A 4,460-nucleotide genomic window follows, 5' to 3' on the forward strand; every position below is an offset into this window, starting at 1 on the left:
CCGCCGCGGCCGCCGCCTCGCGGCGTGCGGCGTCGCCCGGCGCCGCACGCCAGGCGAGCGCCGCCTGACACGCGTCCTGGAGAGCGTCGGCCGAGGCGAGGACGGTGGCCTCGACGGCGTACGCGAGCGCGGCCTGCTCGCCGATCAGCGCCTGGATCTGCGCGTCGTCGCGCGCCAGCGGCGCGGTGCCGTGGCTGAACACGCGCGTGCGCTCGCGCACGGCGCGGGCGAAGTCGTCCACCGCGGCGTGCGCGGTGCCGGCCAGCACCGCCAGCAGCAGGTACTGGTACACACCGGTCTGGTACGCGAACCGGTCGGCCACCGGCAGCACGTCGACGGGCTCGACCACGGCGCCGTCGAAGACGATCGTGCCGGTGCCGGTCAGGCGCTGGCCGAAGCCGTCCCAGTCGTCGTGCACCTCGACGCCGGGCTGGTCGAGGCGCACGAGGGCCGCGACCTCGGTGTCGTCGCTCAGGCGGTGCGCGACGGTGTCGGTCCACTCGGCGAAGATGCTGCCGGTCGAGTAGTACTTGCGCCCGGTCACGCGCAGGATGCCGTCGGCGTCCTCGATCAGCTCGGTCGCCGAACGCGCCGTCGTGGAGCCGGCCTTCTCGCTCCAGGAGTTCCCGGCGATCTCGCCCGCGACGATCAGGTCGGTCCAGCGGCGGCGGAACGCGGCATCCGGCGCCGTGAGCACCTGCTCGACCAGGGCGATGTGGCCGCGCAGGATCTGCGGCAGGTTCGAGTCGGCGGCGGCGACGGCGATCAGCAGCCGCCCGAAGTCGTGCCAGTCCAGGCCCAGACCGCCCTCGGACACCGGCAGGCGCGCGACGGCGAGCCCCGCCTCACGCAGCTGCGCGAGCTCGTCGTAGGGCAGGGCGCGCTCCCGCTCGCGCTCCAGCGCGCCGAGCGCGATGCGCTCGAGGACCGGGCGGAAGCGGGCGGCGATCTCGGCGGGCAGCCGGCGGTACAGCTCGTCGGCGTAAGCGGTCATGGCGTGCCTTCCGGGTTCACGTGTAGAGGGAGATCGGCTGGACGACGCCGGTGAGGAAGTTCGCCCCGACCTCCAGCTTCTTGTAGTCGACGGGGTCGTGCAGCGAGTGCGTCCGCGCGTTGCGCCAGTGCAGGTCCAACCCCACCCGGGAGGCGGTCGAGCTCGACCCCGTCGCCTCGAACACCCGGTTCACGACGTCCAGCGCGGTGTCGCTGGACACCACCTTCAGCTCGGCGACGCGGATCGCGATCTCGGCGCGGTCGTCGGCGGTGACCGCGGCGCCGCGGTCGAGGACCCGGTCGAAGGCGCGGTTCACCCGGTCGGCGAGCGCCTCGACGGCGGCCACGCGGCTGACGAGCTCGCCGTAGAGGCGGCGCACGAACGGGTCGTCGCGGTAGGCGCCGGCGTCGCTGAGGAACCAGGAGTTCGGGCGGGCGACGGTCAGCTCCCGCGCCTGTGCCAGCGCGCCCTGCGCGATCCCGAGGTAGAGGTTGCCGAACACGAGCTGGATCGCCGGGGTCACCAGCGACTGGAACGGCTCGTCCGTGCCCCACCCCAGCACGTGCACGGGGTCGACACGGACGTCGTGGTAGCGCACGGTGTTGCTGGCCGACAGGCGCTGTCCCAGGTTGTCCCAGTCGTCGACGAGCTCGACGCCGGGGTGCCCGTAGGGCAGCACCAGGTACGCGAGCCGACCGTCGTTCCCGCCGCCGTCGACGACGGCGTTGACCAGCAGCGCCTCGCCGACGCCGGAGCCGGTCGAGAAGCGTTTGAAGCCGTTCAGCCGGTAGCCGTCGGCATCCGGGGTCAGCGTCAGGCTCGGGTCGACGGGGTTGACGGAGTCGCCCCACACCCAGCGGCCGCCGATCGTCGCGCGGAACCAGCGCTCGCGCTGGTCGGCCGGGGCGACGAGGGCGATGTTCGCCTCGTTGACGTAGTGGTAGCCGAGCAGCTGCGCGATCGACGCGTCGGTGCGGGCGAGGATGCGGACCGCACGCAGCGCGGACTCCCAGTGCGCTCCGCCGCCGCCGTACTCCGCCGGGTCGAGCAGCGTGACAAGGCCCGCCTCCTGCAGCAGCCTCGCCTCGGCGAACGGCGGGGCGCCGGCACGGTCGCGGGCGAGGGCGTCGAGGCCGAGGGCGTCGCCGACGCCGGCGGCGACGCCGTCCCAGCGCTCGAGCTCGTCGTCGGTGGCGGTGCCCGCCCAGTGGCTGCGGGCGGCGCCTGTGGTGGTCATGGGGCGCTCCTTGGATCAGGTGGTCGTCACGAACGAGGCGTTGCCGTCGGCGGCGCTGCGGGCGCCGACGTAGGCCCCTCGGTACCGGTGGGCGGGATGCCACTCGGGCACGACGGCGCTGCCGCTCAGGCGTTCGCGCAGGGTCGTCCCCTCGTAGTCGTCCCACACGCGCCCGCGCCGGCGCAGCTCGGGCACGAGGTGCTCGACGACGTCCGCGAACGTGCCGGGGGTGACGACGTAGGCGAGGTTGAATCCGTCGACGCCGCCGACGTCGATCCAGCGCTCGAGCTCGTCGGCGACCGTTCCCGGGCTGCCGACGATGACGGCGCCGATGCCGCCGATGCCGACGTACTCGGCGATGTCGCGCGGCGTCCAGCGCCGGGTCGGGTCGGCCCTGGTGAAGATCGACAGCGCGGAGCGGGCAGCGTCCGTGTCGACGTATTCGAGCGGCTCGTCGGGGTCGAGCGCGGCGAGGTCGACGCCCGACCAGCCGCCGTACAGCGCCAGCGCCCCCTCCACGGACACGTACCTCCGGTAGTCGGCGTACTTCGCCTGGGCCTGCTCGTCGGTCTCGGCGACGATGACGGTGGCGAGCGTGAGGATCTTCACGGACGCGCGGGGTCGTCCGAGCGCCTCCGCCTTCGCCCGGATGGCGTCGGCCACGGGCCGGGTCAGCTCCGGGGTGAGCCCGTTGATGAAGATCGCCTCGCCGTGGCGAGCGGCGAACTCCTGCCCGCGGGGCGAGGCGCCCGCCTGGAAGATCACCGGGGTGCGCTGCGGCGACGGCTCCGAGAGGTGGATGCCGGGCACGTCGAAGTGCGCGCCGTGATGCGCGATCGGATGCACCCGCTCCGGGTCGGTGAACACGCCCGCCTCGCGGTCGCGGCGCACCGCGGCATCCTCCCACGACCCTTCCCACAGCTTGTAGGTCACGTCGAGGAACTCGTCGGCGATGCCGTAGCGGTCGTCGTGGGCGATCTGGTCGCCGAGGCCGAGGTTGCGCGCGGCGCTGTTCAGGTACGACGTGACGACGTTCCAGCCGACACGGCCGCCGGTGAAGTGGTCGAGTGTCGAGAGGGTGCGCGCCAGCGTGTACGGCTGCGAGTAGGTCGAGGCGATCGTGACCCCGAAGCCGAGGTGCGTCGTGGCCGCCGCCATCGCCGGGATCTGCAGCAGCGGATCGCCCACCGGGATCTGCGCGGCGTCGCGGAGGGCGGGCGCGGCGGAATCGCGGTACACGTCGTACACCCCGACGACGTCGGCGAGGAAGAGCGCGTCGAACGTGCCCCGTTCGAGCAGCCGCGCGAGCTCGATCCAGTACTCGAGCCGGTTGTACTCGTCGGCCCGGTTCTCCGGGTGCCGCCACAGGCCGGGCGCCTGGTGCGTCACGCAGCTCATCTCGAACGCGTTGAGGATGATCCGCTGTGCCATCCCGGCTCCTTCCGCGGCGGGCGCCGCTCCGGAACGCTAACAAGCGGACGCGAGCTGGCCCAGCCGGGCGACACACGGCGTCACCGCGGCACGGGCTCAGCCGGCGATGAAGGCGGCGTAGCGGTCGAGCGCGGCATCGACGTCCGCGGCCGGCACCCGCGGAGTGCCGAACATGTCGGCGCGGGCGGCCTCGCGACGGCCGAGCGCGCGTGAGTGCGTCCAGCGTCCGGCGACGACTCCCCCGGCGAGGATCAGCGGGCTGATCATGCCGTTCGCCCCGGGTCCGACGAGCAGCTGATGCGGCAGGGCGCACACCCGCTGCCGGTCGAGGTAGGAGAGGTAGTACTCGTCGAACGCGGGCAGGGCGACGACCGCAGGCGCCGCGGGTGAGCTGCGCGGCGCCCGGCGGGCCACGTACTGCGGGTCGGGCTCGTCGGCGACGACCCGGACCCGGTCGGATGCCGCCTCGGCGGCGGCACGGCAGGCCGTGAGGGTCAGCCCGCTCCACCACGCGAAGTCGCCCGCGGTGGCGGGCCCGTGACCGTCGATGAAGCGCACGAACAGCTCGGCCGCGGGATCGGCGGGCGCGGGCGCCTCCGGCAGCCACTCCTCGCTGAGCACGAAGAACTGCTCCCGGCTGATGCCGCTCTCGCGCGGCACGACCGGCCCCTGACAGATCACCCCGCGCACGCTCAGCGCCAGCAGCAGATGGATGCCGCGCTGCCCGTCGGTCGCGACCCCCGCCGCAGCGATGCGGTCGGCGGCCTCGGCGCGCGTGAGCCGGCCGCCGCCGCGCAG

General features: G+C 73.8%; 4 protein-coding genes. All 4 read right to left on the reverse strand.

Annotation, left to right across the window (positions count from 1 at the left end; all coding sequences use genetic code 11):
- On the reverse strand, positions 1-994 hold a 994-nt coding region (locus QM626_RS01280), incomplete at its 3' end, for an acyl-CoA dehydrogenase family protein (RefSeq protein ID WP_415073132.1).
- 16 nt (positions 995-1,010) lie between these two features.
- Complete coding sequence (locus QM626_RS01285; RefSeq protein ID WP_415073134.1) at positions 1,011-2,231, reverse strand: acyl-CoA dehydrogenase family protein; 1,221 nt, start codon at positions 2,229-2,231, stop codon at positions 1,011-1,013.
- Positions 2,232-2,246: 15 nt separating this feature from the next.
- Entirely contained in the window at positions 2,247-3,662 is a 1,416-nt protein-coding gene (locus QM626_RS01290; RefSeq protein ID WP_415073136.1) for an LLM class flavin-dependent oxidoreductase, read from the reverse strand.
- 96 nt (positions 3,663-3,758) lie between these two features.
- On the reverse strand, positions 3,759-4,460 hold a 702-nt coding region (locus QM626_RS01295; protein WP_415073138.1), incomplete at its 5' end, for a DNA glycosylase AlkZ-like family protein.

The organism is Microbacterium sp., from assembly GCF_047606385.1.
GTDB lineage: Bacteria > Actinomycetota > Actinomycetes > Actinomycetales > Microbacteriaceae > Microbacterium.